Origin of the sequence: Anaerolinea thermophila UNI-1 (assembly GCF_000199675.1) — a bacterium.
In the GTDB taxonomy this organism is placed as follows: Bacteria; Chloroflexota; Anaerolineae; order Anaerolineales; family Anaerolineaceae; genus Anaerolinea; species Anaerolinea thermophila.
The window spans coordinates 439,948-464,445 of the sequence record NC_014960.1 but is presented as its reverse complement, the minus strand read 5'-3'; the positions used below and the strand labels follow the sequence as shown (position 1 = coordinate 464,445).

Below are 24,498 nucleotides of genomic sequence, written 5' to 3'. Positions count from 1 at the left end.
AAAATGTCACTTTTGAGAACGTTTTCAATTGATTATTATTCTGGTCAATCATACATACTATTCTAATAGAGGTGAAGCATGTTTCGAGTGAGTCGAAGAATTGATTACGGTGTCCAGTTGATGATCGCCCTGGCGCAAACCGAGGCGGAACGTCCTGTGCCCACTGCCGTGCTGGCAGAAAAACTGCACATTCCCCTGCCGTTCCTGCATCAGATTGGTCGTTCGCTCATCCAGAGCGGCTACATCCGCGCCACACCCGGCCCACGAGGTGGCTTGCGTCTGAAACAGTCTCCTGAAAATATTTCGCTCCTGCAAATCATTGAAGCCCTGGAAGGTCCCATGCGCATCGTCCCCGAATCCAATGGCAACGGCATGATGACCCGCGAAGTGTGGGCAGAACTGCAGGAAAAAGTGGTGGCTGCGCTGGCGAGCATCCGCCTGAGCGAACTGGCAAAGAAAGCCCCTCAGGGTGCATTGCTTTCGGTTGAATCCATAAACATGGCGGAGCGCAACAACTAACCCCGTCCATGTCCTGCCCCTCCTGAGAAACCATCGAGACGCTTTGGGGTGAAAGCGTCTCGATGGCTTTTAACAAACGAGTGAAAAGCGAAAAATCTCAGGCACTGGCGCCCTGCCAGTCGCGCAGGGCTTCCAGCACTTCCTGACTGTGCCCCTCGGGTTTGACACCTTCCCACACCTTGACAATCATCCCCTGCGGGTCAATGAGGAAGGTAGTACGGAAAACGCCGTCGTACTCGCGCCCCATGAACTTCTTGCGCCCCCATACGCCGTACATCTCGCACACACGATGCTCTTCATCTGCCAGCAGGGTGAAAGGCAGATTGTACTTGGCTTTGAATTTGGCGTGAGATTTGGGGGAATCGGGGCTGACACCTAAAATGACTACTCCATTTTCAGCGTAAACGTGGTAATCATCGCGGAAATTACAGGCTTCGGTGGTGCATCCCGGAGTATCGTCCTTGGGGTAAAAGTACAACACCACCGGTTTGCCTCGAAACTCGGAGAGAGAACGCATCGCACCGGTCTCATCGGCAAGGGTGAAATCGGGCGCGGGTTGATTGGCTGAAAGCACCATAAAAAACCTCCTCTGGAAAAATCACTGCGGTAATTGTGCCACAACTTGCCCCATGTTTTCCACCGTGTAGCCGGGCAAACCCTGTACACTGCGGCGGAAATTTTCATCCTGCATCAGGACACGTAAAGGCGCCAGCAGGTCGCTTTCGTAATACACCGTCGGGATGACCAGTTGATAGCGCTCGGTAAACAGCGGAATAAAGTCCAGATCCAGCGCCTGCGCCGCCGCCATCACTCCCAAGCCGCAGTCGGCGCGTCCGGATGCCACCGCCGCCGCTACCGCCAGATGGGTGTACTCTTCCTGGTCGTACCCCTGAATCTTTGCCGGGTCGATGCCCAGGCGCTCCAGATGATAATCCAGCAAGATGCGCGTGCCTGCCCCGCGCTGGCGGTTGATAAAGCGCACCCCGGCACGCACCAGGTCTTCCAAACCGCGGATGTTCAGCGGGTTGCCCTTGCACACCAGCAAACCCTGAATGCGCCCCACCCACTCCACCAGCGTCACGGGAGTATCGGGCAGGTACTGGCGGATGTACGGGATATTGAACTCCCCCGTCTGCGGGTCGAGCAGATGCGCCCCCGCCAGATGGGCTTCTCCGCGCCGCAACGCCACCAAGCCGCCCAAACTGCCCACATTTGCAGAGACCAGCCGCCGCTGATGGGCAGAGAGCGCCTGCGCCAGCAGGTCCAGCGTTAAATCATGCGAGCCAATGGCAAAGATGGTCTGCTCCACCTCGGCGGGAGAGCGGTACAGGCGCACCCGCACCGGCGCCCCAGCTTCCAAGCCCTGCACGCCGCGCGGCAGGATGACAATCCCATCGGCGCGCACCAGCGAGGTGATGACCCCCGCACCGCGCGAGAGCGGCGCCGCCAGCACGCGGTTGCCCACCTTACCCACCACCACCCGCATATAATCGTCATCTCCGGCGGGAGAGGTCACCTTGCGGGTGATCTGCGCTTCGATTTCCAGCGGTTCGGCGGGACGCCTGCCCAGCCAGCGCGCCAGCAGAGGCTCGACAAAAATCTCGCCGGTCAGTGCCGCCGAGACGGGATAACCCGGCACACCGATAATGGGTGTCCAACCGCCCTGCGAACGGCGAATCAGCCCCATAATGACCGGATGCCCCGGGCGAACCGCCACACCATGCACCAGTAAAGTTCCCAGGCGCTCCACCGCACGGGCAGAAAAATCCTCCGAACCCGCCGAAGAGCCGGCATTGAGTAAGACCAGGTCAGTCATATCGGCGGCTTGCTGAACCCGCTGGCAAATTTGCTCGAAATCGTCGGGGGTGATGGGAAACCGCACGGCTTCCCCGCCCCAACTGCGCACCTGCGCCGCCAGCACCAGCGAGTTGTACTCGATGATATCCCCACGCTTAACGGGCTGACCTACCGGCACCAGTTCCGTACCGGTAGGCAGGATTGCCACGCGCGGCGGACGGGAAACCCGCACATGGGTATGTCCGCTGGCGGCAATCGCGCCCAAATCCACCGCGCGCAGGGTATGCCCGGCGGGCAAGACCAGTTCGGTCGCCACAATATCCTCGCCCATCGGGCGCACATGCGTCCACGGCGGGAGCGCCTCGCGCAGGCGAATCTTCAAAGGATGACGGGCATCGGCGGCGGGGATGTCCTGCTCATCCAGGGCTTCCACGTTTTCAATCGGCACCACTGCATTTGCCCAATCGGGGAGCGGGTCGCCGGTATCCACATAGACGGCTTGCTCGCCCACCTGCAGGATCACCGGGCGGGTAGGCGATGCTCCAGCCGTGGCTTCGGCGCGCAGGGCAAAGCCATCCATGGCTGAGGCGTGGTAGTGGGGAGAAGAAAGGCGCGCCCAGACCGGCTCCGCCAGCACCCGCCCCAGCGCCCGCTCATCCAGCGGAATTTCTTCCACCCCCAGAACGCTTTCCAGCCCCACCTCTTCCAGCGCCTGAATCAAACGCTGTTGGGCTTCTGGCAGAGGAATATCGTGAAGGTAAACCGACATGGTCTTTCCTCCCCATTCAGGGTTATGGCACACTCAGTAACTCGATGAACTGTTCCAGTGTGTACTCCGCGCGCACCTCGCGGCGGCTTAACTCAAACAGAGAGTCCGGCGTGTGGCGGTTGAAAATACCAATCCTCAATCCGGCACGGAATCCCGCCAGGCGCGTTTTGGTCTGTACATACTCATTGGCTTTGCCATAGGGATACGCCATGGTCAATACCGGCATTCCCAGCCAGTCCTGCAGGGTCTGGCGGGAGTCTTCCAGTTCCTTCTCCACCTGATCCGGGTTCTTAACCAGATCCACATGGCGAACGGTGTGCGAACCAATCTCCCAGCCGTGCGCCGCCAGGTCGCGCAGTTGCTCTATGGTGATAAATTCCCCTACCCCTACGGTTGAAGTGACCACATACAGCGCGCCCTTCAAGCCATACTTCTCCATGATGGGAAAAGCATTGGTGTAGGTATCGGCATAGCCGTCGTCAAAGGTAATCAGCACCGGACGTTCGGGCAGTTGTCCGCCCACCAGAATCACCCGCGCCAGATACGCCGGCGTGATGGTGGTGTAGCCGTTCTCCGCCAGAAAGCGCATCTGTTCCTCGAAAGCAGTCGGAGAAACGGCGTAGCGGTTGTTTTCCTGCCCCTCCACCACGCGGTGATAGAGCAAAATCGGCGCGTATACCTCACCGGCAAAGACATTTTTCCAGGTAGGAGAAGGGGTCAACGTGGGGGTCAGGGTCATCGTCGGCGAGGCTGTGAACGTGGGGGGTAGGGTTGCCGAAGAGCCGGGCGAAGGCGTGTTTGCCGGGAACGAGTTAGCCGTGGCAAGCATGGTCTCCACTTTTTGTGCCACCTGGGTTTGACCCGCCTCATCCAGTGGCGCGGCGTAGCCGGTCGTGGCGCACCCCACTGCACCGGCAAGCGCCATGACCAGCAAGCCCAGCAAAATGCGTCTCATAACCGCCTCATAACAACTGCACATCCACCTCTTCCCCCACCCCAAGACCGGTGGCGCTGGCGGGAATTTTGACCAGACCATCAGCGCGGGCAAGGGTGAAGATGAGGTTGCTCTTGTAGAAAATGGGCTCGGCAAACAGAGTCTCGCCTTTGCGAATCAACTGCACGGGGAAATAATCCTCGCGTCCCGCCTGCGATGCCAGGTTGACGGTCAGCACAGCGCGCACGGCAGACTGCCACACCTCGCCGGAAAGCCCCAGCAGAGAACGCAAAACCGGCACAACAAATAAACGGGCAATCACCAGCGCGCTCACCGGATTACCCGGCAAGCCGATGACCGGTTTACCGTTACACACGCCAAGAATGGTGGGCTTGCCCGGCTTGACGTTGACGCCATGCACCAGCACGCCCGGCGCGCCCATCTCGTTAATTACCGCGGCGGTAAAGTCCCGGGTGGAAGCCGAAGACCCCGCCGTGATGACCACCGCATCACATTCGCTCAAGGCATGGCGCAGAGTTTCCCGCAGGACTTCGGGACGGTCAGGAACAATGCCGTAACGCACAGCAAGCCCGCCGTGGCGTTCCACCAGCGCGCTCAGCGAATAACTGTTGATATCGCGCACCTGTCCGGGTTGAGGCTGGCGCTCCGGCGGGATGACTTCATCTCCGCTGGAAAGGATGCCCACCCGTGGCTGGCGAACAACATTCACCTCCAGAATACCCAGCGCGGTCAATCCGCCGATTTGGGCATCCTCCAGGCGCACCCCGGCAGGCAGAACCACCTCACCAATGCGCACGTCTTCACCAGCAAGCAGGACGTTTTCGCCTGACGGTACGGCGCGTAAAATTTCGACTTCATCGGGGCGGGAACTTTGGGTATGCTCCAGCATGACCACCGCATCGGCGCCTTCGGGAAGCATTCCGCCGGTATGAATGAGCGCGCACTCTCCCCGCCGGATGGAAAAAGAAGGCGCCGCGCCCATGGGCACTTCGCCAATGAGTTTCAGATAGGCAGGCAAACTTTCCGAAGCGCCAAAGGTATCGCGCGCCTGCACGGCATAGCCATCCACCGTGGAGCGCGAAAACGCGGGGAGATTTTCCGGCGAGACCACCGGCTCGGCAGTAACCCGCCCGCGCGCCTGGACGACAGCAAGACGTTCTGCAGGGAGTACTGCAGAGGGCAAGGCATTCCGGAAAACCTCCCAGGCTTGTGCGGGAGGGAGCAGTTCGAGAAATTCAGGCATAGGTCAATCCGTCCAGAGAGCGAGATTTAAGTCGTAAAGGGTGACTACCAGCGTTGCCGCGGCGGTGATCATCAGCAAGCGCCAGCGCGGCGGCGCGCCGCCGGCAATGCGCATCAACTGCCAGATCTGAAACAGCCCAACCGGCAAGCCCAGCAAACCGGGGAAGAGCAGACTGCGCGGGATACCCATCAAACTGCCCAGCGGGAAGAGCAAAAAGCCCACCAGCACCAGATAATGATGCACCCCAACGGCGCGCTCCCACCCCAGGCGGTTGAGCATGTTGCGCCGCCCCTGCTTCAGGTCGCTGGCGTAATGTTCCAGCGAAAGCGCCAGAGAAGACGCCAGGTAAAGGAAGATGAGCGGCAGGGTGATAAACCCCAGCAAGGTGTGCAGTTCGCCGCTTTGCAGGGCAAAGGCGAACGCCGGGATGAGGTACACGAACAAAATGCCCCAAAGCAGGTCACGGTAGGCAGAATTTGCCAGCCGCAACGGCGGAACGCTGAGCGCCAGCATCACCAGCACACTGATACCCAGCACCAGAAACGCCACTGTGTTCAGCACCCCCTGAGCAATCCATAAAGCGGTGAGCGCCGCCCCGCCGGTGAGCAAAATCACGCTGATGCGCAATGCCTGAATTCGGGACAACCGGCGCGGCTTTTCTCCCGGGGCAGGAACGGCAGATTCCAGAGGAAGTTCAAAGGTTTCAAAAAGGAAAAAGCCGCACAACAGCAGGATGAACACCAGCAGTTGACCGCCCAGAAAGCGCCCCCACTCGATGGTCACCCCTAGGTAGTGCGCCACCCCGCCGCCCAGCGCATAGGTCAACAGGGAAAAGCCCAGCGCCCAGGGTCGGGCAATGCGCAGGACGTGTTGAGAGAGGGTAGATGTTTCGGCGGGTTCCATCAGCGCTGGAAGAAATTCTTCACGAAAAACCACAGGTTAGCAGGGCGCTCGCCCAAACGCCGCATAAAGTACGGGTACCAGTGCGTGCCATAAGGCACATAGACGCGCACCGGGAAGCCCTCGGCGGCAAGGCTTTCCTGCAAATCGCGGCGGATGCCATAAAGCATTTGAAATTCTACCGCCCGTTTAGGGAGATACAGTTCCTCGACTGCCTGGCGGGCAAAGCGGATGCGCTGAGGGTCATGGGTTGCCAGCGCCGGAATGGGCGGAGTGCGTCCATCGGCAGAGACCTGCGGTGTGCCATGCCGCAGGGTATGGCGCAGCATCTGCAGTGCCAGTTGATCGTAATTCAAGTTAACATCTGCTTTGCGGGAAAACGCCAGCGTGGACGGTTCTTTGTACGCCCCCTTGCACAGGCGCACCCGTCCGCCTGCCGTCAGCACGCGGGTCAGGTCGGCTTCGGTGCGGTAGAGGTAGGCTTGCAGGACAATGCCCACATGATCGGCAAAGCCGCTGACCAGCGCCTTGAGGTAGAGGTCAAGCGTGCGCTGGGTGAGAGAGGAATCTTCCATGTCAATGCGCACAAAGTTACCCAGATCTCTGGCTTTCTCCAAAATTTTCCACAGGTTGGCTTCACACAGTGCCGGGTCTACCGCCAGCCCAATTTGACTGAGTTTGATGGAAACATTGGCTTGCACCCCCGCCTGCTGAATGGCATCCAGCAGAGAGAGAATCTCCGCGGTCGCCTGTTGGGCATCGCTGGCGCGGGTGGTGGACTCGCCGAGATGATCCAGCGTGGCAAGGATGCCGCGCTGGTTGAGTTGACGCACTGCCTGCAGGGCTTCTGCCTGCGTTTCACCGGCAACAAAACGGGCGGCGGCCTGGCGCGCCACCGGTAGACGGGTAATCCATTTTTGAGCCCATGTGGCTCGGGAGAGAGACACAAAGAACGCTCTGAACATGTTTTTATTCTAACATGGTTTATCTTCTTTCCTCTAAAGGCTGACATGGCGACTGAGCCATTTAGAATCTCTGCTATAATCATTACCATATCCTGCATGAATTTCCAGCCAATTGGAAGGAGACAAAAGATGAAGCGCTTTTCTGTGATCCTTTGGGCGATGCTCATTATGGCGCTGGTGTTTTCGGCTTGCACCCCCGCCCAGCCGAGCGAAAAAACCAAAGTGCGTGTTGCCACCGATGCCACATTCCCGCCCTTCGAAATGGTAGATGAAAACACGAAACAACTCACCGGTTTTGACGTGGAATTGATGAACGCCATCGCCCAAAAAGCCGGTTTTGAGGTGGAGTGGATTAACGTTGGCTTCGACCCCATGCTGGCGGGCATCGCCGAGTGCCAGTACGACATGGCCATTGCCGCCATTACCATCACCGAGGAACGCAAAGCCTCGATGGACTTCTCTGACCCGTACATCAACGCCGGTCAGATTGTCACCGTGCGCAAAGAAACCACCGACATCAGCGGGAAGAATGACCTGAAAGGCAAGAAAATCGGCGCGCAGTTGGGCACCACCGGCGCCATTGAAGCCGAGAAGATTGAAGGCGCCGAAGTGAAAACCTATGACTCGTACGATCAGGCTTTCCTTGATCTGGCAAACGGGCAGATTGACGCCGTGATTGCCGATTACCCCACCACCCTCGCATTCCTCGCCACCAACCCCGACAAACTCAAGACGGTCGGCGAGGTCTTCACCGATGAGAATTACGGCGTGGCTTTCTGCAAGAAGAAAGCCGACCTCATCCCGCAAGTGAACGCCGCCATCAAAGCCCTTAAAGAGGATGGAACCATCAAGAAACTGGAAGAGAAGTGGCTGGCGGGAAAGTAAGCCCCACAACGATAGACTTCACAAAAGGTCGGGCAACACCGACCTTTTGTTATAATAAAATCAAGATTTTCCCCACCTGGAGCCATCTGAAATCTCATGAGTACCTCAACCCCTGCTGAAGTTGATCCCCATCTTCCCACCATTCGCGGGAACGAAAACGTCTTCCGCTGGGATGCGGGCTGGCTGTTAGTCCTGGCGGCTTCGGCACTGCTTGCCATCCTCGTGCTGGTGGTGGGCAACCCCTTCGACCGCATCTTCCGCTTCGTGCTGGATGGTCTGCGGGTCACCGTCATGGTGACGCTGGTGACCTTCGGGCTGGTGCTGGTCGTGGGCATCATCGGTGCGCTGGGACGGCTAACCCACATCGCCCCTCTGCGCGGGCTGGCTACGCTGTATGTGGAAGTCGTGCGCGGCATCCCCCTGCTGGTGCAGTTGTACTTCTGGTACTACGCCTTCCCTTCCATCGTGCGCGATCTGGGCACACAGTGGAACGTTGAAAGCATGAAGAACTTCGTTGCCAACCCATATGTCATGGCAATCGCCGGGCTGACACTGTGCTACGGTGCTTACATGACCGAAGTGTACCGTGCGGGCATCCAGAGCATCCCCAAAGGGCAAATGGAAGCGGCGCGCAGTCTGGGAATGACCTACTTCCAGGCAATGCGCTACATCATCCTGCCGCAAGCCATCCGCGTCATCCTGCCGCCGGTGGGCAATGAGTTCATCACCCTGCTGAAAGATTCCTCGCTGGTCAGTGCCGTGGCAGTTGCCGACCTGACCCGCCGCGGGCGCGAATTTCAGGCGATCACCCCCCTGCCCCTGCATATCTACCTGATGATTGGGCTGATGTACCTGATCATGACCCTGCTGAGCGCGCGGGTGGTCGCCATGATTGAAGCCCGCATGAGCAAGGAGCGCTAACCATGGAACCAATTATCCACATTGAAAACGTACACAAGTATTTTGGCAGAGTGCATGCCCTGCGCGGCGTCAGCCTGGACGTGCAAAAAGGCGAGGTGGTGGTCATTATCGGTCCCTCAGGCTCGGGCAAATCTACCCTGTTGCGCTGTATCAACCGCCTGGAAGAGTTCGACAAAGGGCGCATCGTGGTGGATGGCATCCCGCTGGACAGCGCGGAGAACATCAACGCCGTGCGCACCGAAGTAGGCATGGTCTTCCAGCAGTTCAACCTCTTTCCGCACCTGAGCGTGCTGGAAAACATCACCCTGGCGCAAAAAATCGTGCGCAAGCGCTCCGACAGCGAAGCCGTCAAAATTGCCATGGATTTGCTGGAAAAGGTGGGCATTCCCGAAAAAGCCCATGCTTATCCTGCCCAACTCTCCGGCGGACAGCAACAGCGCGTTGCCATTGCCCGCGCCCTGGCAATGAACCCCAAAATCATGCTCTTTGACGAACCCACCAGCGCGCTGGATCCCGAGATGATTCAGGAAGTGCTGGATGTAATGCTCCAGCTGGCGCGTGAGGGCATGACCATGGTGGTGGTCTCCCACGAGATGGGCTTTTCACGCAACGCCGCCGACCGCGTTATCTTCATGGATGGCGGGGTCATCATCGAGGAAGGTCCGCCCAGCGTCATTTTCAGCAACCCCACTCAGGAACGCACCAAACTCTTCCTGAGCAAAGTGTTGTAGGATACACTCAGGGCTGTCGCAATGACAGCCCTGTTTTTTCCATCTCACTCGCCGAGGAAGGATTACCGCCATGGAGATCACCATCCGCCCCGCCACCCACGAGGATGCTCCCCTGCTCGCCGACTGGCACGTGCGCATGTTCATCGAGTTGCTGGAAGAGGAAGGGCAGGCAATCAACCCCCAGGAAATGCTGGTGCTGAACGCCGTCACCCAGCAGTACCTGGCAACGCGCCTGGCGCAGGATAAAGCCGCGGCATGGCTTTTGCTGGAAAATCAGCAACCCGTTGCCTGCGCGGCGGTTTCCATTCTGCCCTGCGTGCCTGCACCCGGCAGGCTGGATATGGAATATCCTCTGCTTCACAGCGTCTTTACCCTGCCGGAACACCGCCGCAAAGGCTATGCCCGCCGTCTGGTGGAACAGGCGCTGGAATGGTGCCGTCAGCGCGGCTTTTCTTCGGTGGATTTACACGCCAGCCGAGCGGGCGAGCCGCTCTACCGCGCGCTGGGCTTTCATCCCACGCACGAAATGCGGCTCGCGCTTTGAGCCCTGCCTAGAGGGAGAGCCTCTTCAGTCTCGCCGAGGGCGCGGGCGGTGCTTGCGCGGCTCGTCGTGGAAGAACAGGCTGAGCAAAGCGCTCACCACTGAGACGATCAACGCTCCCAGGAAAGCGGGCATGAAGCCGTCCACCTCAAAGCCCACCCCGAACTGCGTGCCAATCCAGCCTGCTATAACGAACATGAGGGTGTTAATCAACAGCGTACCCAATCCCAGGGTGAGTATAAGCAAAGGGCAGGACATGGCGATCACCACAGGGCGCACCAGGGCATTGACCAAACCAAAAATCAGCGCCAGCCAGAGAATTTCCCACCAGTTTTCAAACTGATGGGTGATTCCCCGCCCGCTTAACAGGTAAATGGCGGTGTACAGTGCCACCGCATTAATCCCCAGACGAATTAAGAGTTTTTGCATGTTCCTTCTCCTCCTTTAAGCCCCGCGATCACACCCAATGATCTTATCTTTCATTCTTTTTACGCATATTTGGCGAAAAAGTTGCAGGAAGACTACTCTCCCTCCAAACGGTATTCCATCCAAATAAGCACGCTGTGCAGGTGAAACCCGCATGCCTGAAAGGCGGCTTCGGCTTTGCTGGCGGGGTAATTGACCCCCAGAGGAAGGTGCAAATGCGCCAGTTCCTGCTGTGCCCGCGGAAGCAGAGCCATCAGAGCTTCTTCTTCGTGGGCAGGGTTTGTCGCCGCCCAGAGCATTTGGATGTACGAGGTGAGATGCTCCCATGAGAGGAAACCCCACGGCTTGCGGTCTGCTCCGACACCACGCGCCACCCAGTGGCGCTGATTGCTCCCCATCATCCACTGCACAAACTGGTAAAACGGATTGGCGTTAAAACGGGAAATACTCAACGAAAGATTCCAGCGCACATCTGAAGGATACGTGCGCTGGAGCCATTCGCGCTGGCATTTCCAGTCGCGCCATCGGCGCCCCGTCACCCGGACTCCCGGCACGTGCGGGGGACGTACCCCAGGCAGAGAGGACAGCCACAAGGCTCGCCGGGAACGCTCGGCAAAACCCACTGAAAGGTAGAGATGATGGGCGGCGGGGTTATCCTCGCGCACCTGCAACCACGCCGAACGGATGTGATGCTGGCGCAGATGATCCAGCGCCCGCAGGGTCAACTGACGGGCAATTCCCCGCCTGCGGTAGTCGGGATGCACTGCTACATTGGCGATGATGTACACCCACTCTTTGCCTTTGCGGGCAGGGATGAGCGTCAGGTTACCTACAATGCGACCATCTTCTTCCCAGACATAACCGAACAGCGGGGAAGAGACCTCTTCATCGGTCGTCCACACCCAGCGGATGAGCGCAGGATCCTCCACAGCGCGGCGAATGTGGTACAGGTACTCCCGTCCATCCGGATCAAGGGTGGAAGCAAAGCATTCCTCGATCAGCGCCGCCACAGCCAGCATATCGCGGTTGACATCCAGCGGGCGGATGGACGACGTTTTGACGGGAATGAACACCTTCACAGGTTTAATTGTAGTACAGAGGCAGAGAAGCGCAGAAAAAAACGGGCATGTTTTTTGCACGTGTTGAAGCATAAGCCAGCACGGTTCTTATATTCCTCTTATACACTATCTTTGTTTTTCTAATACCCCTGATGCTATAATCAAACTGCGAAGGCTTATTTTAAGAAAAACCGATAGAAAGATGGACGAAAACGACCATCAAGGATAAACCAATATGATGCGATTTGACCGTTTTACCGAACGAGCCCAGGAAGCCGCACAGCGCGCCGCTGAAATCATCCAGCGCTACGGACATAACCAGATTGACACCGAACACATCCTGCTGGCAATGATTGAACAGCCGCAGGGCGCGGTACCCCAACTGCTGGAGATGCTGAAGGTGGATACCAACGCGCTGGCGGAACGCCTGGATTACATTCTGCGCACCAGCCCCAAAGCCAGCATCTTTGGCGGGGGTGCAGGACAAATTTTCATCACCCCGCGGGTAAAGCGCATTATTGACATCGCCAACGAAGAAGCCAACCGCATGAAAGACGAGTACATCTCGACCGAGCACATCTTCCTGGCGATTCTCTCGGAGCGCAGTACACCTGCCGCACGTTTGCTGGAAAGCGCTGGCGTCACCCGCGAACGGGTGTACGATGCCATCCAGGTTCTGCGCGGCGGTCAGCGCGTCTCCGACCCGCAAGCCGAAACCCGCTACCGCACGCTGGAAAAGTACTCCCGCGACCTGACCCAGCAAGCCCGCGAAGGCAAACTGGATCCCGTCATCGGGCGGGATAAAGAAATTCTGCGGGTGATGCAAATCCTCTCCCGCCGCACCAAGAACAACCCTGTGCTGATTGGCGAAGCAGGCGTAGGCAAGACCGCCATCGTCGAAGGGCTGGCGCAGAAGATTGCCAACAACGACGTGCCTGAAATTCTGGCAGGCAAGCGCGTCATCGCCCTTGACCTAGGCGCGATGATTGCCGGCTCGCGCTTCCGCGGCGAGTTTGAAGAGCGCCTGAAAGCCGCCATTGAAGAAGTCCAGCGTTCCGAAGGCGAGATTATCCTCTTCATTGATGAGTTGCACACCGTGGTGGGTGCAGGCGCCGCCCAGGGCGCCATGGACGCCAGCAACATGCTCAAACCTTCGCTGGCGCGCGGTGAACTGCAGTGCATCGGCGCAACCACGCTGGACGAGTACCAGAAATACATCGAGAAAGATGCCGCGCTGGAACGCCGTTTTGCCCCCGTTTTTGTGGATGAACCTTCTGTCGAAGACACCATTCAGATGCTGAGAGGACTGCGCGACCGTTACGAAGCCCACCACAAGGTGAAAATCTCCGACGAAGCCATCGTTGCGGCGGCTCGGCTGAGTTCGCAGTACGTACCCGACCGCCACCTGCCCGACAAAGCCATTGACCTGATTGACGAAGCCGCCGCCAAACTGCGTGTGGCGCTGTACTCTCTGCCGCCCGATCTGAAGCAAATGAAGAGCGAACTCGACCGCCTGAAAGCCGAGGAAGAGCAAGCCGGACAGGAACGCGATTACGAACGCGCCGCCATCAAAAAAGCCGAACGTCTGCGGCTGGAGAGCCAGTACAACGAACTGCGTATCCGCTGGGAGACCGAACATCAACTGGACGGACAGGTGGATGAGAACGACATCGCCGAGGTAATTGCCCAGTGGACGGGTATCCCGGTGAGCCAGATGATGGAAAGCGAAGCCGAGAAACTGCTCAAGATGGAAGAGCGCCTGCACGAGCGCATCATCGGGCAGGACGAAGCCGTGCACGCCATTGCCGATGCCATCCGCCGCGCCCGATCCGGGCTGAAAGACCCGCGCCGCCCGATCGGCTCATTCATCTTCATCGGTCCTTCCGGTGTGGGCAAGACCGAACTGGCGCGCGCCCTGGCGGAGTTCCTGTTTGGCGATGAAGACGCCCTGGTTCGCCTGGACATGAGCGAGTACCGCGAACAGCACACCGTCTCGCGCCTGTTTGGCGCGCCGCCCGGCTACGTGGGCTACGAAGAGGGCGGCCAACTGACCGAAGCGGTACGCCGCCGCCCCTACCGGGTAATTCTGTTCGATGAAATCGAAAAAGCCCACCCCGAAGTGTGGAACGCCCTGCTCCAGATTCTCGATGACGGACGCCTGACCGACGGGCAGGGGCATGTGGTGGACTTCCGCAACACCGTGCTGATCATGACCAGCAACCTGGGCACCGAGTTTGTGCGCCGCGGCGGTACACTGGGCTTCCTGCCTTCTGAAAACAGCGAAGACCGTCAGGCGCATGACAAAATTGAGAAAGCCCTCAAATCTACCTTCCGCCCTGAGTTCCTCAACCGCATTGACGAGATTATCATCTTCTCGCCGCTCAGCATGGAACACATGTTGCAGATTGTGGATTTGCAGATGCAGGAAATCCGAGCCCGCCTGCAGGAACATGGGCTGGATGTGGAACTTTCGACTGAAGCGCGCAACTGGCTGGCAAAGGTGGGCTACGACCCCAATTTCGGCGCCCGTCCTCTGCGCCGTGCCCTGCAAAAGTACGTGGAAAGCCCGCTATCCGTCAGCCTGCTTTCGGGAGAGTTCAAACCCGGCGACCGCGTGCTGGTGGAGATTCAGGACGAACGCCCGGTGTTCCGCAAACTGGAAGAACCAGCCGGAGAGCCTTCCACGCCCTGATTACCTTTCCTCTGGTGGACACAAGCCCTGTGATGAACAGGGCTTTTTTGTTAGAAAATTGAAAGGCAGTTGTTAAGTTTTCAGTTTTCTTTATGCCATTTTCGGGGTATGATTGAATCGGTATGAAACGGGCAGATTTTCCCTATCTTGCCGACTGGTTTGCCATTACCTTCCGCTGGATGGCGATTGTCGCCCTGGCGTTCTCGCTCATTCTCTACATGGACGGGCAATGGCTTCCGCTGGCACTGTTGGCGGGCTCGCTGGTGTGGAACCTGACGATGACCGTGCTGGCGGTGTTCAACCAGCGTCTGCCCGCTCACCGCACGCTGAATACCCTGGTGGATTTAGCCATCAGCATGACGCTATTCGGGTTGACCGGCTCTGCCACCACCCCCATTCAGTGGGTGGGTGTGCTTGCCATTGCCCCATCTGCCATGTACTTTGAACTGCGCGGTGCTCTGCTCATCGCCGTCATGGCAACAGCGCTGGAAACCGGCATTCTGTATTTCCTCTTTCCGGCGCAATTCAACCTGCTGGTGGTGGAATATCTGGGCGGGTTAAACCTTGCCATTGGATTGGTTTTCGGCGGGCTGAGCCTGCCACTGATGAAACGCGTGCGCACCACCTATCACGAGTTAGTGCGCAAACAGCACGAGAGCGAAACTGCCATCCAGCGCAGAGAGCGCGAGCGTCTGCAAGCCTTCTTCGATATGATTGAAACCTTCAGTTCCACCTTTAACTACAAGCGGGTGCTGGAAGTGGGCATTCAGGCAGGCATCAAAGCCATGGGGTTGAGCGAGGCAGAAGGCGCGCGCCTGCTGGCGGCTTTCTTCCTGTTCGAGGATCATACCCTGCGTTACGTCGTCGGACAGGGCTTCCCCCAACGGGATCAAAACCTGCCACTGGCAGCCCAGGAAGGCATCCTGCGCAAAGCCTTGCAGAGCGGCGAGCCGCAGATCCACCACGGCGCCTGTGATGACCCCGAACTAAGCGAACTGGTTGCCCTGCATACCTGCCAGTCTTTGCTGATCATCCCTCTCTTACGCGGGATGAATGTGTACGGGATTCTGCTCTTTGCTCACCCGGATCAAAACTTCTTCCCTCCCGAACGGGTGGAATATCTGATGATTGTCGGGCATCAGGCGGTCATCGCCATTCAAAATGCCCGCCTGTTTGCCGACCTGCAGGAAGAAAAAGAGCGCATCGTGCAAACTCAGGAAGAAGCCCAGCGCAAACTGGCGCGCGACCTGCACGATGGACCCACCCAATCGGTTTCCTCGATTGCCATGCGCCTGAACATTGCGCGGCGGCTTTTGCATCAAAACCCCACTGCCGCCGAGGAAGAACTGGCAAAAATCGAAGAACTGGCACGGCGCACCACCCAGGAAATCCGTCACATGCTCTTCACCCTGCGCCCGCTGGTGCTGGAAAGTGAAGGGCTGGAAGCCGCGCTGAAAGCCATGGCGGAAAAGATGCGCGACCTGTACCAGCAAAATGTGGTGCTGGATGTGGACCCAACGGCTGTTTCGGCACTGGATTCCACCCAGCAAACGGTGGTCTTCTACCTGTGCGAGGAAGCCGTGAACAATGCCCGCAAGCACGCCGAAGCCAGCCAGATCACCGTGCGGCTGAAATACGTCACCAATTACACCGATATCATCGGCTTGGAAATCAGCGACAACGGCAAAGGCTTCAACGTCAACGAGGTGATGGGCTCGTACGAACGGCGCGGCAGTTTGGGCATGATTAACCTGCGCGAACGCGCCGACCTGGTGAACGGCTTACTACGGGTGGATTCTGCGCCGGGAAAAGGTACGCGCATTCGGGTCTTCATTCCCCTCACCGAAGAAGCCATGGACCGCCTGCACGGACGGGTGCGGGCTTAACCCTCTGCCAGCAACTGCCGGAGGATAGGGATTGCCGCCAGCACCGCCCGCGCGCGGTGGCTGATGCGGTTTTTCTCTTCCGGGGGCAGTTCCGCCATGGTCAAACCACGCTCGGGGAAGAGAAAGATGGGGTCGTAACCAAAACCGTGCGTTCCCCGTTCCTCGGGGATAATCTCACCGGGACATTCCCCCTCAGTAAAGAACACCTCGCCCTGGGGAGTAGCAATGGCAACTGTGCACACAAAGCGCGCCAGCCATGGACGCGGTTTGTCACGCAAATTTTCCAGCAGATACGCGCGGCGGTCGGCATCGGTAGCACCTTTTTGAGGGGCATAGCGCGCCGAATGCAACCCCGGCGCACCGTTGAGGGCTTGAACTTCCAGCCCGGAATCATCGCTCAGGGTGATTAAGCCGCTGGCCTGGGCATAGGCGCGGGCTTTCATACCGGCATTTTCGCGGTAGGTTTCTCCGGTTTCCTCTACCGTTAGGGCAATGCCTAAATCGGCAGGCAGGAACAACTCGTAGGGTTCACCGGCGAGAATGGCTTGAAATTCACGCAATTTTCCGCGGTTAGTGGAAGCAATGAGTAATTTTGTCACATGAACCTCGAATTTTTATGAGAAAAATCATAAAAACTTGACTTGGCTATACGTACATGCTATAATGCTTTTGTATAATTATAACTTCTACCTAATCATCACCTGTGAATCTTCCTAGACACCCACTCCGCGTTAATGTTGGTTTCCTGCTCAACGCCCCTGTTGGTTACAGCCGGGATATTCACTTCGAATTTCCTCTCGTACAACTGGAAGGGGATTTTCTGGTTTCCGAATTCAATGGTTTGTTAAGGGTCAGCCGCACGCCACAAGGGATTTTATCCCAGTGCGACTTTCAGGGGTACACCGAAGTGGAGTGTGTGCGCTGTCTTTCGCCCTTCCCGCAATTTGTTCATACGGTGTTCAGTGAACTGTACGCCTTCAACCGCCGTTCCCTCACCGAGTCCAACCTGCTCTTTCCTGAAAACGGCTATCTGGAGTTGGAATCGCTGGTAAGGGAGTATTTGATTCTGGAAATACCCATCTCGCCGGTGTGTCGCCCCGACTGTAAGGGGCTGTGCCCGGTATGCGGAGAAAATCTCAATCTCCGCCTCTGCGAGCACTCCATTCTTCCTTCACAGGTCTGATTCATGCAACTACCACCATGAACAGCGCTTAACCTGCAAATCGTTACCGGTCACGGAAGGATGACGAATGAGCATTACCGGGGGTTGTCATCGCAAGGAGGGTCGGATATATGGCAAGTCCGGGAAGCAATAAACGGGGGACCGAGATCCTCAAGATGTTGTTGGAAAAAGCCGATGTACAGGGATATCTGACCACAGAAGACCTGATGGAAGCCTATCCCAACGTCGGTGAGGATCATGAACGCTTTGAAGCCATTCTGCTGGCACTGCGCCGCCATGGCGTGGATATTTACGACACCGAAGAAAACGAATACCCCTTCCCTGATGAAGACATTGACGGAGCCTTCATTGAAGAAGACCCCGTACAGACCTTTGACCTTAACCGCATTTCCAGCGATGATACCGTTGGACTGTATCTCAAAGAAATGTCGCGCGTTCCCCTGCTTTCCAGTGAAGAAGAGGTGGAACTGGCAAAGCGCATCGAACGCGGGCGCGCGGCAAAGAAAGAACTCACTCGCAATAGCGCACGCCTGTCCCCTCAGCGTCGCGGCGAACTGGAAGCCCAAATTCAGGATGGCGAAAGTGCCCGTGAGCATTTGATCAAAGCCAATACCCGCCTGGTTGTCTCCATCGCCAAACGTTACATCGGCAGGGGGGTGCCGTTCCTGGACTTGATTCAGGAAGGCAATCTGGGATTGATGAAAGCCGTGGAGAAGTACGAGTATCAGCGCGGCTTTCGCTTTTCTACCTATGCCACCTGGTGGATTCGTCAGACCATCACCCGCTCAATTGCCGACCAGGGGCGCACCATCCGCGTGCCGGTGCACATGGTGGATCGCATCCGCCGTCTGTACCGCACCACCCACGAGATGGAGCAAAAACTGGGGCGCACCCCGACCAACGAAGAACTGGCGGATGCCATCGGCATTAAAGCCTCCAAAGTGGACTGGATGATGCGGGTCTCATGGTTGCCGCTTTCGCTGGAAAGTCCCATCAACGAAGATGAAGAAGACTCGGAACTGGGGCAATTCATCGAAGACCAGGTGACACCTTCCCCCATGCAAACTACCTATAGCAACCTCTTGCGCGAAAAGATTCAGGAAGTACTGGACACCCTGCCCGCCCGCGAGGCGCGTATTCTGCGTCTGCGCTTTGGACTGGAAAACGGGCGCACCTACACCCTGGAAGAGGTAGGGCAGAAATTTGGCTTGACCCGCGAACGCATCCGTCAAATTGAAAATAAAGCCCTGCGGCGATTGCGCCATCCGCGCCGTGCGCGCCAGTTGAAAGATTATCTATAATAGAGAGTAGCAAGACACAACTGCAAACGAGAGGGGAGGGGGGATGAGCGAACTTTATCTGGCAAGCATGTATCTGGAACAGGGCGACCGTGAAAATGCTGCCCGCGAACTGGAGCGCATCCTCAGCATGGATATGGACAATATCCATGCCTGGCGGTTACTGGCACATGCGCTCACCAACCCGGATGAAATCCGCGAATGCTGGGACAACGTCTTGCGTCTGAATCCTCGAGATCCGGAAGCCATTGCCGCCCTCAAAGCCCTGGAAAACCGCTCGGCTTATATGGAGGGCACTCCACCGCCCTTCCCGGAAGAGGACATGCAAGCCCTGGAAAAGGGCATGATGCCCGCACTGGAAGAAGAAGACGCACCCTCGCTGGAATACCGCATTGCCACTGAAGCCACCCGACCGGTCACCCCCAGAACTGGGGATGAATTTGCCTACCTGGAACGCAATACCCAGCCGCGCGCCGAGGAAAAACCGGAAAAAGGCTTTTTTGAAAACGACTTCATCTTCTACACCCTGATTTTCCTGGTCTTGCTCTTCATTGCCATCATTGCCATTCTGGTATTCTTTGGACCTCAGGCGTTTGACCCGCTCTTCCAGTGGCTCAAAAGCCTCGGGATTCCCCTTGGCGCCCCATGACCGCAAGATTGATGGAGAGTTTTCATTGCCCGGAGATAACTTTTGTGCTATCATACGCCCACGAGGGTTAACCATGGGACTCTTACTTATGGGCATGCGTGGCATGATGATGCGCGGGAGAACCATCTCACCGCCGGTTCTGGCTGCGTAGCCCACAGAACGAACCTGCAGCCCGGCTGGCGGTGCCCGCCGGGTTTTCATTTCTGAAAAAATTATGTCTTTGTCGAGGTTACCTTATGTCCACACCTGTCCTGATTGCTGTTGCCTGGCCCTACGCCAACGCTGAGATTCACGTTGGCAACATCACCGGCGCGTACCTGCCGGCGGATATCGTCGCCCGCTACCACCGCCTCAAGGGCAATCGCGTGTTAATGGTCTCCGGCACCGATTCGCACGGCACGCCGGTCACCCTGCGCGCCGATGCCGAGGGTAAGCCCGTGGAAGAGGTGTACAAGCGTTTTCACCAGTCCTTCCTGGATTTGTTTCAAAAGGCGGGGCTGACCTACGACCTCTTCACCACCACACACACCGAAAACCACTTCAAGGTAGCGCAGAGCGTGTTCCTCGCCCTGCTGAAGAACGGCTACCTGTACACCGAAGTCCGTCCGCAGTGGTATTCGCCCTCGCTGAGGCGCTTCCTGCCCGACCGCTACATCGAAGGCACCTGCTACATCTGCGGCGATGAGCACGCCCGCAGTGACCAGTGCGACAAGTGCGGCAATGTGCTGGAACCGGAAAAACTCATCAACCCGCGCTCCAAAGTGGATGGTTCCACCCCCGAACTGCGCGAAACCGTGCACTACTACCTCGACCTCTCCAAACTGGAGCCGGAAGTCGCCCGCTTCCTGCGCGAACGCCAGCACTACTGGCGCGAAACCGTGTGCAACCAGACGCTGGGGCAAATCGAAAGCGAAGGGCTGAAGAGCCGCCCCATCACCCGCGACCTGGACTGGGGCATTCCCGTGCCGGTGGAAGGCTGGGAAGGCAAATGCCTGTATGTGTGGTTCGAAGCCGTCATCGGCTACCTGTCTGCTCCCATCGAGTGGGCGCGCCTGCACGGGCTGGGCGATGCCTGGAAGGACTGGTGGGTCAACCCCGAATCGCGCACCATTTACTTCATCGGAAAGGATAATATCTTCTTCCACGCCGCCTGGTGGCCCGCCCAACTGCTGGGCATGGGCGAAACCTTCATGGAAATTTTCGCCGGCGAGAAAGGGCAGAAACTGGTACTGCCCTACGATGTACCCGCCAATCAGTTCATGAATCTGGAAGGCGATAAAATCTCCGGAAGCCGCAACTGGGCAGTGTGGGGACATGATTTCCTCTCGCGTTACGACCCCGACCCCCTGCGCTACTACCTGACCGTAAACATGCCAGAGATGCGCGATACCGACTGGGACTGGGAAGACTTCTACAAGCGCAACAACGACGAACTGGTGGCTACCTGGGGCAACCTGGCAAACCGCGTGCTTTCGTTTGCCGTCAAACACTTTGAGGGCAAAGTCCCCGAGCCCGGCGCACTGACCGAACTGGACGAGGAAATCCTGCGCAAGGTGGAAAGTGGCTTTGAGAGCGTAGGCGCAGAACTGGAAGCCGTGCATTTGCGCAGTGCGCTGGGCAGTGCCATGGCACTGGCAACCGAGGTCAACCGCTATCTGGATCAGACTGCGCCCTGGAAGGAAATCAAGACCGACCGTCAGGCGGCGGCGCGGGCCATCTACACCGCCCTGCGATGCATTGACAACCTCTCCGTCCTGCTTTCGCCGTTCCTGCCCTTCAGCAGTGAGAAACTGCACCAGTACTTCGGCTATGAAAAACCGCTCTTCGGCAAACAAGCCACCCGCACGGTGCAGGATGGGCTGGGTGAGCACACCGTCCTGCTCTACGACCCCGATGACGCCGCCGGCAAGTGGCAACCCAGCGCCTTACAGCCCGGACAACCTCTGCAGGCACCCCAGCCGCTCTTCAAGAAACTGGATGCCAGCATCGTTGAGGAAGAACGCGCCCGGCTGAGAGCACAACGAAAATCGTAAAAAGGCTTCTTTTCATCTCAAAGCGGAGTCGATAACGACTCCGCTTTATTGTTTACGCGCAAAAATCACCCTCCAGAGGGCTTGTATTTTCGCGCAAAATATTCCATAATAATTGATGGAAACTGATTGATTTTGATTGTTTGTGATTGAAATTTATGGACATCCCCTCTCTTTCCAATATCGAACGTCAGCAAGCCATCCTGGCACTGCTTCAGCGCCAGCAACGGGTGAAGATTGCCCAAATCTGCGAAGAGTTTGCCGTCAGTGAAGCCACTGCCCGCCGGGACCTGGAAGCGCTGGCTTCGCAGGGCTTGATTCAGCGCGTGCATGGCGGCGCTATTCCTCTACAACCGGCTGCGCCGGAGCCGCCCCTGCTGGAGCGCAGTCATGAGCAGGCGGATGAGAAAGCCCGCATCGGCAGGCTTGCCGCTACCCTGGTACAGGATGGCGAAACCGTCTTCCTTGGCTCGGGAACGACGGTGCTGGAAATCGCCAAACACCTGCGCGAGCGCAAAGGGCTGACCATCATCACCAATTCCCTGCCGGTGGTCAACCTGTTTGCCGGCATGGAACATATTCAGGTGGTGTGTCTGGGCGGGATTTTACGCGACAGCGAACTCTCCTTCATCGGACACATCACCGAGCAAGCCCTCAGCGAGGTGCGCGCCGATAAGGTCTTTCTGGGGGTGCGCGCCGTGGATCTGGAACACGGCTTGACCAACGATTACCTGCCCGAAACCATGACCGACCGCGCCATCCTCAAAATTGGGCGCGAGGTTATCGTTGTGGCGGATCACACCAAATGCTGTCGCGTCTCCACTGCCTTCCTTGCTCCCCTGACCAGCATGCACACCTTCATCACCACCCAGGAAGCCGATGAAAGTTTCATCTCTGCCCTGCAGGAACTGGGGGTTCGGGTCTTGCTGGCATAAATCCTTTTTCAAGGAATTTGCCCATGCTTCTTGAACACTACAAACCGCGTTCCAAACTGGTCACACGGCAAAGCGTGGTGGAAAAGCCGCGCTTTCCGGTCATTGACGCGCACAATCACCTGGCGCCGCCCTTTGGCGGGGATTGGGAAGAAAAGCCCATCAACGAACTGCTGGACCGCATGGACGCCGCCGGTGTCATCCACTACGTGGATCTGGATGGCGGCTGGGGAGAGGACATTCTCAACCGCCACCTGGATCTCTTCAAAGCCCGCGCGCCGGAGCGTTTCACCATCTTTGGCGGCGTGGACTGGAATCAGTGGGAGTATCTGGGCAACCGCTTCCCGGAGTGGGCGGCGGAACGTTTGCGCATTCAGAAAGCCCGCGGCGCTGAGGGCTTGAAAATCTGGAAACATTTTGGCTTGCACGTGCGTGATCATACCGGCGCGCGGGTTGCCGTAGATGACGCCCGCCTCGACCCCGTCTGGCAGACGGCGGGAGAACTGGGCATGCCTGTGCTGATCCACATCGCCGACCCGGTGGCTTTCTTCGACCCCATTGATGAGACCAACGAACGCTGGGAAGAACTGGGGGCGCACCCCGACTGGTCGTTCCCCAGCCCGCCCTTCCCGCCGTTTCTGGAGATTGTCAATGCCCTGCACCGCCTGGTCAAGCGCCATCCGCAGACTACCTTCATCGGCGCGCATGTGGGCTGTTACGCCGAGAACCTTGCCTGGGTGGGCAGTGTGCTGGACGATTGCCCCAATTTCTTTGTGGATATCGCCGCGCGCATTGGAGAACTGGGACGTCAGCCCTATACCGCGCGGCGTTTCTTTCTGAAATACGCCGACCGCATTCTTTTCGGTACAGATGTAGGTCCCGACCTGGAGACCTACCGCATTTATTACCGCTTCCTCGAAACCGACGACGAATACTTCAACTACAATCCGGGCGAAATCCCCCTGCAGGGACGCTGGTACATCTACGGCATTTTCCTGCCCGATGAGGTGCTGGAAAAGGTATATGCAGGCAACGCCCGGCGAATTCTTCGTATTCAGGGATGACCATATGGAAAATGGAACGTTTACTCTTCAGGAAATTCTTTCTCAACCGCAGGCATGGGCGAGCGCGCTGGATGTCTTGAAAGCCTCTCAAGCGGACATCCGGCGTTTTCAGCCCGGTGAGTATGCCCAAATCCTCTTTACCGGATGTGGCTCCACCTACTACCTGGCTCTTTCCGCCGCCGCGCTTACCCAGGAACTGACCGGCGCGCCCGCTCGAGCCTTCCCCGCTTCCGAACTCTGGCTGAACCCGGACATTGTTTACACCGGGGGCAAGACCCTGCTGGTGGCGGTTTCCCGCTCCGGCGAGACCAGCGAAACCCTGCACGCCTGCCGCGCTTTCCTCGACCAGAAACGCGGCGACCTGATCACCCTGTCCTGCTACCCGCAAACCCCGCTGGCAGGCATGGGGACGCTCAACCTGGTTCTGCCGTCCGGTCAGGAACAATCGGTGGCACAAACCCGCGCCTTCTCCACCCTCTACCTGGGGACGATGGCGCTGGCGTGCGAGTGGTCCGGGCGTGCTGACCTGCTGGATGCGCTGACCCGCTTACCCGAAGCCGGCGCGCAGGTGCTGGAAAACTCGGCGGGACTGGCAGGCGAACTGGGACAGGACGCCAGCCTGGATCGTTTTTACTGGCTTGGTTCAGGTACGCGCTACGGGCTGGCTTGCGAATTGAGCCTGAAGATGAAAGAGATGAGCCTGAGCCACAGTGAGCCTTTCCACTTCCTGGAATTCCGCCATGGTCCCAAGAGCATGATCACCGATTCGGCGGTGGTCATCGGCTTGCGCTCTGCCCGCAACGGGCAGGCGGAAGGCGCGGTGCTGGATGATATGCTGGCGCTGGGCGGCAGGGTGGTGGACCTGGCGTTTGCGGATGCTCCCCTCTTCCCGGAAAAAGCCACCTATCGCCTGACCCTGCCTGCTCCCCTCTCGGAAGCCATCCGCAACATTCTGTATTTGCCCGTTGGACAGCGCATTGCCTTCGAACGGGCTCTTTCCAAAGGGTTGAATCCAGATCGTCCCACGCATCTGGATACCGTTGTCAAGTTGTAG

The 24,498-nt window shown here is 58.0% G+C and carries 23 protein-coding genes; 14 read left to right on the top strand and 9 right to left on the bottom strand.

Going from position 1 to position 24,498, the window contains the following annotated elements:
* Positions 1–78: 78 nt before the first annotated feature.
* Positions 79–519, top strand: coding sequence for an RrF2 family transcriptional regulator (locus ANT_RS15985; RefSeq protein ID WP_013558857.1), 441 nt, complete (start codon positions 79–81; stop codon positions 517–519).
* A gap of 97 nt (positions 520–616) precedes the next feature.
* Here the strand turns inward: ANT_RS15985 and bcp are convergent, their stop codons facing one another.
* The 6 genes from bcp to ANT_RS02100 are packed head-to-tail and all read right to left on the bottom strand — an operon-like array spanning position 617 to position 7,148.
* Entirely contained in the window at positions 617–1,096 is a 480-nt protein-coding gene (bcp, locus tag ANT_RS02125; RefSeq protein WP_013558856.1) for a thioredoxin-dependent thiol peroxidase, read from the bottom strand.
* A 21-nt stretch (positions 1,097–1,117) separates the two neighbouring features.
* Positions 1,118–3,085: a molybdopterin biosynthesis protein gene (locus tag ANT_RS02120; protein ID WP_041454515.1), complete on the bottom strand. Its 1,968-nt coding sequence runs from the start codon at positions 3,083–3,085 to the stop codon at positions 1,118–1,120.
* Positions 3,086–3,107: 22 nt separating this feature from the next.
* Entirely contained in the window at positions 3,108–4,040 is a 933-nt protein-coding gene (locus ANT_RS15980) for a polysaccharide deacetylase family protein (RefSeq protein ID WP_013558854.1), read from the bottom strand.
* A gap of 7 nt (positions 4,041–4,047) precedes the next feature.
* Positions 4,048–5,283, bottom strand: coding sequence for a molybdopterin-binding protein (locus tag ANT_RS02110; RefSeq protein ID WP_013558853.1), 1,236 nt, complete (start codon positions 5,281–5,283; stop codon positions 4,048–4,050).
* 3 nt (positions 5,284–5,286) lie between these two features.
* Positions 5,287–6,186, bottom strand: a complete 900-nt coding sequence (locus ANT_RS02105; protein ID WP_013558852.1) for a UbiA family prenyltransferase — start codon at positions 6,184–6,186, stop codon at positions 5,287–5,289.
* Positions 6,186–7,148 (bottom strand): proline dehydrogenase family protein, encoded by a 963-nt coding sequence (locus ANT_RS02100; RefSeq protein ID WP_013558851.1) that lies wholly within the window; start codon positions 7,146–7,148, stop codon positions 6,186–6,188. The genes ANT_RS02105 and ANT_RS02100 overlap by 1 nt, the downstream gene beginning before the upstream one ends.
* Positions 7,149–7,277: 129 nt before the next feature.
* Here ANT_RS02100 and ANT_RS02095 point away from each other — a divergent pair, with 129 nt between their 5' ends.
* From ANT_RS02095 to ANT_RS15975, 4 genes are all read left to right on the top strand, one after another.
* On the top strand, positions 7,278–8,033 hold the full coding sequence (locus ANT_RS02095; protein WP_013558850.1) for a basic amino acid ABC transporter substrate-binding protein: 756 nt from the start codon (positions 7,278–7,280) through the stop codon (positions 8,031–8,033).
* Positions 8,034–8,129: 96 nt separating this feature from the next.
* Complete coding sequence (locus ANT_RS02090; RefSeq protein ID WP_013558849.1) at positions 8,130–8,954, top strand: amino acid ABC transporter permease; 825 nt, start codon at positions 8,130–8,132, stop codon at positions 8,952–8,954.
* Between the two features lie 2 nt (positions 8,955–8,956).
* The gene (locus ANT_RS02085; RefSeq protein WP_013558848.1) at positions 8,957–9,685 is read left to right on the top strand and encodes an amino acid ABC transporter ATP-binding protein; all 729 of its coding nucleotides are present in this window, start codon (positions 8,957–8,959) and stop codon (positions 9,683–9,685) included.
* A 70-nt stretch (positions 9,686–9,755) separates the two neighbouring features.
* Positions 9,756–10,229 (top strand): GNAT family N-acetyltransferase, encoded by a 474-nt coding sequence (locus ANT_RS15975; RefSeq protein ID WP_013558847.1) that lies wholly within the window; start codon positions 9,756–9,758, stop codon positions 10,227–10,229.
* Between the two features lie 24 nt (positions 10,230–10,253).
* On the opposite strand, the gene ANT_RS02075 is transcribed toward ANT_RS15975, so the two are convergent.
* Both ANT_RS02075 and ANT_RS15970 read right to left on the bottom strand, forming a co-directional pair.
* Positions 10,254–10,655, bottom strand: coding sequence for a phage holin family protein (locus ANT_RS02075; protein WP_013558846.1), 402 nt, complete (start codon positions 10,653–10,655; stop codon positions 10,254–10,256).
* A 92-nt stretch (positions 10,656–10,747) separates the two neighbouring features.
* Positions 10,748–11,731 (bottom strand): GNAT family N-acetyltransferase, encoded by a 984-nt coding sequence (locus tag ANT_RS15970; RefSeq protein ID WP_172634563.1) that lies wholly within the window; start codon positions 11,729–11,731, stop codon positions 10,748–10,750.
* A gap of 217 nt (positions 11,732–11,948) precedes the next feature.
* Here ANT_RS15970 and ANT_RS02065 point away from each other — a divergent pair, with 217 nt between their 5' ends.
* A complete protein-coding gene (locus ANT_RS02065; RefSeq protein WP_041455192.1) occupies positions 11,949–14,402 on the top strand; it encodes an ATP-dependent Clp protease ATP-binding subunit in 2,454 nt (817 codons plus the stop codon).
* Between the two features lie 122 nt (positions 14,403–14,524).
* Entirely contained in the window at positions 14,525–16,288 is a 1,764-nt protein-coding gene (locus ANT_RS02060; protein ID WP_013558843.1) for a GAF domain-containing sensor histidine kinase, read from the top strand.
* Here the strand turns inward: ANT_RS02060 and rdgB are convergent.
* On the bottom strand, positions 16,285–16,887 hold the full coding sequence (rdgB, locus tag ANT_RS02055) for an RdgB/HAM1 family non-canonical purine NTP pyrophosphatase (RefSeq protein WP_013558842.1): 603 nt from the start codon (positions 16,885–16,887) through the stop codon (positions 16,285–16,287). The genes ANT_RS02060 and rdgB overlap by 4 nt on opposite strands.
* A gap of 104 nt (positions 16,888–16,991) precedes the next feature.
* On the opposite strand from rdgB, the gene ANT_RS16905 reads away from it, so the two are divergent.
* From ANT_RS16905 to ANT_RS02020, 7 genes are all read left to right on the top strand, one after another.
* On the top strand, positions 16,992–17,471 hold the full coding sequence (locus ANT_RS16905; RefSeq protein ID WP_013558841.1) for a YceD family protein: 480 nt from the start codon (positions 16,992–16,994) through the stop codon (positions 17,469–17,471).
* A 110-nt stretch (positions 17,472–17,581) separates the two neighbouring features.
* Complete coding sequence (locus ANT_RS02045; RefSeq protein ID WP_013558840.1) at positions 17,582–18,772, top strand: sigma-70 family RNA polymerase sigma factor; 1,191 nt, start codon at positions 17,582–17,584, stop codon at positions 18,770–18,772.
* Positions 18,773–18,815: 43 nt separating this feature from the next.
* Positions 18,816–19,418: a hypothetical protein gene (locus tag ANT_RS02040; RefSeq protein WP_013558839.1), complete on the top strand. Its 603-nt coding sequence runs from the start codon at positions 18,816–18,818 to the stop codon at positions 19,416–19,418.
* Between the two features lie 236 nt (positions 19,419–19,654).
* Positions 19,655–21,451: a methionine--tRNA ligase gene (gene metG / locus ANT_RS02035; protein ID WP_013558838.1), complete on the top strand. Its 1,797-nt coding sequence runs from the start codon at positions 19,655–19,657 to the stop codon at positions 21,449–21,451.
* A 155-nt stretch (positions 21,452–21,606) separates the two neighbouring features.
* On the top strand, positions 21,607–22,383 hold the full coding sequence (locus ANT_RS02030; protein ID WP_013558837.1) for a DeoR/GlpR family DNA-binding transcription regulator: 777 nt from the start codon (positions 21,607–21,609) through the stop codon (positions 22,381–22,383).
* A 23-nt stretch (positions 22,384–22,406) separates the two neighbouring features.
* Positions 22,407–23,444 carry an amidohydrolase family protein gene (locus ANT_RS02025; RefSeq protein WP_013558836.1) on the top strand — a complete coding sequence of 346 codons (1,038 nt, stop codon included), beginning with the start codon at positions 22,407–22,409 and terminating at the stop codon, positions 23,442–23,444.
* Positions 23,445–23,448: 4 nt separating this feature from the next.
* Positions 23,449–24,498, top strand: a complete 1,050-nt coding sequence (locus ANT_RS02020) for an SIS domain-containing protein (protein ID WP_013558835.1) — start codon at positions 23,449–23,451, stop codon at positions 24,496–24,498.